We start from the raw sequence: 5,511 nt of genomic DNA, 5'->3' as shown, positions 1-5,511 counted from the left end.
AGCCAGCGCCCTCGTCCGAGCCGGCCTCCTCGCGCGATCGCGAGTCAGCCTCCTCCCCCGAGCCAGCGCCCCAGGCATCCGCTCTCGCGGCCAGCGTATCGGCTGCGCTGCCCAGCGCGTTCGAACCGGCGGTCGAGCCCGTCTGGGCCGATGCGTCGGCGCCCTCGACAACACCGGCCGCAGCCGCTCCAACCGCACAGGGGGCGCAGAGCCAGCGACCCCCGATGCGCAACACCGTCATCGAGCGCCCCCCGCTCGATCTGCTCGACCCGCCCCGGCGCAGCGGCAATGCCGCCACCCCGGAGCAGCTCGAAACCATGTCGCGCGAACTCGAGGCGCGGCTGGCCGAGTTCGGCGTCGTCGCCGAGGTCGTCGAGGTGCATCCCGGCCCGGTCGTGGCGCTGTTCGAGCTTGAACTCGCGCCGGGGGTCAAGGTCAGCAAGATCACCGGCCTGAGCAAGGACATCGCGCGGGCGCTGTCCAAGATCAGCGTGCGCGTGGTCGAGGTCATCCCCGGCAAATCGGTGATCGGCCTCGAGGTGCCGAACAATCAGCGCGAGATGGTGACCCTGAGCGAGATCATCGGTTCGCGCGCCTATCAGGAGGCCAAGTCGCCGCTGACCATCAGCATGGGCACCAATATCTCCGGCGAGCCGGTGGTCGCCGATCTCGGCCGCATGCCGCACGCGCTGATCGCCGGCACCACCGGCTCCGGCAAATCGGTCGCCATCAACGCGATGATCCTGAGTCTGGTCTACAAGGCCGGCCCGGACGATGTGCGCCTGATCATGGTCGATCCGAAGATGCTCGAACTCTCGGTCTACGAGGGCATCCCGCATCTGCTCACGCCGGTGGTCACCGACATGAAGGAGGCCGCCAACGCGCTGCGCTGGTGCGTCGGCGAGATGGAGCGCCGCTACAAGCTGATGGCCGCGCTCGGCGTGCGCAACATCGCCGGCTACAACCGCAAGGTGCTCGACGCCATCGCCGCCGGCGAGCCGCTCGCGGACCCGACCTATGCGCCGATCGTCAACGCCGCGATCGCCGAGGGCCTGGAACCGCCCGAGGTGCCGACGCTCGAAAAGCTGCCGAACATCGTCGTCATCATCGACGAGTTGGCCGACATGATGATGGTGGTCGGCAAGAAGGTCGAGGAGCTGATCGCGCGCTTGGCACAGAAGGCGCGCGCATCGGGCATCCATCTGCTGCTGGCGACCCAGCGCCCCTCGGTCGATGTGCTGACCGGCCTGATCAAGGCCAACATCCCGACCCGCATGGCGTTCAAGGTCTCGGCGCGCGTCGACTCGCGCACCGTGCTCGATCAGATGGGCGCCGAGCACCTGCTCGGCCACGGCGATATGCTCTACCTGCCACCGGGCGGCAGCATCTCGCAGCGCGTGCATGGCGCCTTCGTCGACGACCACGAGGTGCACAAGGTGGTTGCCTTCCTCAAGCAGCAAGGCGCCCCCGACTACATCGAGAACATCCTCCAGGAGCCCTCCGAGCATCTGCCCGGCATCGACCCGGAACCCAAGGGCGGCGGCGATGTCGAGGATCAAGACCCGCTGTTCGACGAGGCCGTGCAGATCGTCATCGAGAGCCGGCGGGCCTCGATCTCCGGCGTGCAGCGGCGACTGAAGATCGGCTACAACCGCGCCGCGCGCATGATCGAGGAGATGGAGCGCATCGGCATCGTCGGCCCCGCCGAGACCAATGGCAACCGCGAGGTCCTCTCGCCTCCACCACAGGACTGAATCCCGTGATCGATCGCTTTCGACAAGGCCGCTCGGGCGGCCAACCCGCATCCCATGAATGGGCTCCAAGGCCAGCACCGGCGCTTCGCCCGAGTCACCGAATCCCTCGGCTCGGCACCACCGCCCTGACCTGTTGCGCCCTGATCCTGATCGCGCTCTGGGCGCCGATGGCCCTGGCCGATGGCATCGATGAGCTGAAGGCCTACCTGCGCGGGCTCAACAGTCTCAGCGCCGACTTTCGCCAGATCACGCTTGGGACCGACGGCGGCGAGATGATCGAATCGAGCGGCACCTTCTATCTGCTGCGCCCCAACCGCTTCCGCTGGGACTATGACAGCCCGAACGACCAGCAGATCGTCGCCGACGGCTCGCGCATCTATGTGCACGACAAGGACCTGAACCAGGTCACCCACAGCAGCCAGAAGAAGATCCTCGATGGCACGCCCGCCCAGCTCCTGGCCAGCGAGCAGCCGGTCGAGGACTACTTTGAGCTGCGCAATTTGGATGAAGGCGACGACCGCACCTGGGTCGAGCTGATCCCGAAGACCGAGGACACCGAGGTCGTCAAGCTGCGCATCGCCTTCGTCGACGGCCAGCTCGATACCCTGCTGATGGAGGATCGTTTCGGCCAGCTCACCCGCTTCATCTTCGACGATCTGGAGCGCAACCCGCAGCTCGACTATGCCCTGTTCCGCTTCGAGCGCCCGGCGGGCAGTGATTTCCTGCAGGTGGATTGACGTGAACGCACCGCGACGCGCGACCATTACGAGAGACGTTTCGGAGATGTGCCACAAGAGGCGTTGCTGGGTATGATTAAGGCGCAGACTCTCCGAACCGTCATTGCACGACGCGTAGTAGGGTTTTGGATTAACCGCAGAGTGTCAGAAGTTTAGCTGGCCGCTGCCAACCGCTCCGGCTCCAACGCCTTGAGCGTCTCAAACACCCCGTCGATCACGTTCTCGCGCCCAGCGAACAGCTCATCCGGTCCTCCGGCGTGCAGATGACTGAAAGGCGGCTCGTAGAGCGCGGCGGCCTCTATCACCCCGCAGGCCGTGAGCTGGTCGATGATCAGCTCGATAAAGCGCATTTGCGCTGATGTGAGGCTGCGGTCGTTGAGGTAGCGGGAGAAGGCTGCTTGAGCGGCTTGCCGATCCATGCCAACAAGACTTCGCACGAAGTGCACCAGTGAGGGCGTGCCGCTGCGCTCCAGCAGTCCCGAGAGTAGCGTCTCGCCATCGTCTTCGCCGATCTTGACCAGGGTGGTCTCCAGGCTCTCCAGGTCCATCGGTGTCAGCGGTTGGTTGGTCCGCAGCCGGTGGATGACGATGTGGTCGAGGTGGTTGGTCAGGTAGTCCTTGACCTTCTTCTCGTACTGCACGCCGGTCATCTTGGGGATGGCGATGGCCTCCTCGTCGCGCACGCCGATGACCTCGTCCTTGAAGTCCGTGTAGACGATCTTGCGCTTGGTCTTATCCAGGAAGGGCACGAGCCCGCGCAGTCGCAGCCGCAGTTCTTCGAGCTGACTCAGGCTGATTCCTTCCCAGAAGGCCGTCTCCTGCAGTGCGCTCAGGTAGCCGAGCTGGTCGTTGACCGCCGGGATCGCGGTCTTCTCCTCCAGCAGCATCGCGATCTCGACCACGCGCTGGCGCAGGCGCTCGAAGGTCGCCGGATCGGTCTCGGCATGGGCCAGCTGCATTCGCAGTGCGGTCAGATCGAATAACCGGGATTCCAGGTCATCGGTCTCGCGCTCGGAGGGCAGCGTCGCCACCTCGCGCTGCAAGGTCTCGCGGTCGGATTCGCTGAGATCGTCCCAGGACGCCCGATCCTGGCACCGCTCGACCTGCTCCAGGTGCAGGCGCACGATGAAGTTGTCGCGGTTCATCGCCGCCACCTCGGCGTGCAGGTCATCGCTGAGCGCAATCAACAGGTCGGCATCCGGGTCCAGCTCCGGGGTGGTCTGGAGGTGGCCGAGCAGTTGCACGCGGGCGCGGAACAGCCGCGTCCCCAGCGGCGCACTGCCGCTGGCCTCGATGCCTTCGGGATTCTCGCGGAAGAAGTCGAAGTTGAAGCAGACGTCGAAGACGCGAAAGTCCGCCTTGTCCTCGCCGGGGCCGAACAGGTCCGGACAGAGCCGGGTGCCGCGCCCGATCATCTGCCAGAACTTGATCTTCGAGTAGACCGGCTTGAAGAAGACCAGGTTGGCGATCTCGGGCACGTCGATGCCGGTATCGAGCATGTCGACCGAGATGGCGATGTGCGGGGCCTTGTCCGGTTGCGAGAAGTCATCGATTAGGCTCTGTGCGTAGCGGACCTTGTTGTCGATGACGCGGGCGAACTGGCCGCTGTAGTGCGGGTAGTGGTGGTTGAAACGCTGCTCGATGAAGGCCGCGTGCTCGTGATTGCGGGCGAAGATCACCGTCTTGGCCAGCCGATCGCCGCCGGCGACCCGGTGGCCGTGCTCCATCAGATGTTGCAGCACCTTGTCGACGGTGTCCTGATTGAACAGCCAACTGTTGATCGCCGCCGCATTAACCCGCTCCGGCAGGCTGTCCGGCTCGACCTCATCGCCCCAATCCAGGGCCTCCCACTGCGCCTTCTCCTCGTCGCTGAGGCTGTCGTAGTCGATGCCTTCCCGCGGAAACTTGAGGTCGACCTGCTGCACACGGGGCGGCACCAGGAAGCCGTCGTTGACCGCCTGCTCCAGCTCGTAGGCGTCGGTGGGCACGCCCGGCTCGAGGTCGAACAGGGCATAGGTGTTCTTGTCCACCTCCTCGCGTGGGGTGGCGGTGAGGCCGACCAGCAGGCTGTCGAAATAGCGGAAGATCGCGCCGTACGTCTGATACACCGAGCGGTGGGCCTCGTCGATGATGATCAGATCGAAGTGGCCGACGCCGAAGCGGGCCTCAGTGCTCTGGGTCTGGTCGATCAGACCCATCATGGTCGGATAGGTGCAGACGTAGACCCGGCCCTCGGTGTCCTTCTCGGTGACCAGGTTGACCAGACTCGATTCCGGCAGATGCGCCTTGAAGGCATTGCAGGCCTGACGGACCAGCGAGACGCGATCAGCGAGGAACAGCACCCGCTTCGCCCAACCGGCGCGTTGCAGCACATCGACCAGGGCGATGGCGGTGCGGGTCTTGCCGGTCCCGGTGGCCATCACCAACAGCGCCTTGCGCAGGGCGGCGCTGAACTGGGCGAAGAGGCTGCCGATGGCGCGCTTCTGGTAGTAGCGCCCAGCGATGGCGTCCTTGATCTGAGTGACGTCCAGGGCTTGACGCTGGCTGCGGCGCAGGATCAGCCGGGCCAGTGCTTCCTTGCTGTAGAAGCCGGCGACCTGCCGTGGCGGGTAGGCTTGGTCGTCCCAGAGCCAGGTGCGGTAACCATTGCTGGTGAAGATCAGCGGGCGCTGGCCGTGCATCTGCTCCAGGCAATCCGCATAGAGCTTGGCCTGCTGCTGGCCGCTGTGCGGGTCGACGCTGGTCTTCTTCGCCTCCACCACCGCGAGCGGTTTGCCGTCGTCGCCCCAGAGCACATAGTCGGCGTATCCGATGCCCTGGGTCGTGGGCATGCCGGTGACTTCGACCTCCCGGTTGTTGGGCTGATCCAGCGCCCAGCCGGCGCGCTGCAGCTCGGCATCGATCAGATATCGGCGGGTGTCGGCCTCGGAGTAGTCGTGGGTATCGGGCACCTGCTCGGCGGCAGCACGGACCTCGGCGAGGCGGGTGCGCAGGGCCTGGACCTCGGCATCCAGGGCGTC

Annotated in this window: 3 protein-coding genes; 2 read left to right on the top strand and 1 reads right to left on the bottom strand. The window is 65.5% G+C overall.

Translation table 11 applies throughout. The features are described 5' to 3' along the window. On the top strand, positions 1–1,754 hold a 1,754-nt coding region (locus tag ACLFQI_RS11095), incomplete at its 5' end, for a DNA translocase FtsK (RefSeq protein ID WP_410759331.1). Between the two features lie 5 nt (positions 1,755–1,759). Beyond that, positions 1,760–2,491 carry an outer membrane lipoprotein chaperone LolA gene (gene lolA / locus ACLFQI_RS11090; RefSeq protein ID WP_410759329.1) on the top strand — a complete coding sequence of 244 codons (732 nt, stop codon included), beginning with the start codon at positions 1,760–1,762 and terminating at the stop codon, positions 2,489–2,491. A 152-nt stretch (positions 2,492–2,643) separates the two neighbouring features. Here lolA and ACLFQI_RS11085 read toward each other — a convergent pair. Next, the coding region (locus ACLFQI_RS11085; RefSeq protein WP_410759328.1) for a DEAD/DEAH box helicase family protein at positions 2,644–5,511 on the bottom strand (2,868 nt) is incomplete at its 5' end.

Origin of the sequence: Halochromatium sp., from assembly GCF_046541315.1 — a bacterium.
Lineage (GTDB): Bacteria > Pseudomonadota > Gammaproteobacteria > Chromatiales > Chromatiaceae > Lamprobacter.
This window is presented reverse-complemented; position numbering and strand designations above follow the sequence as displayed.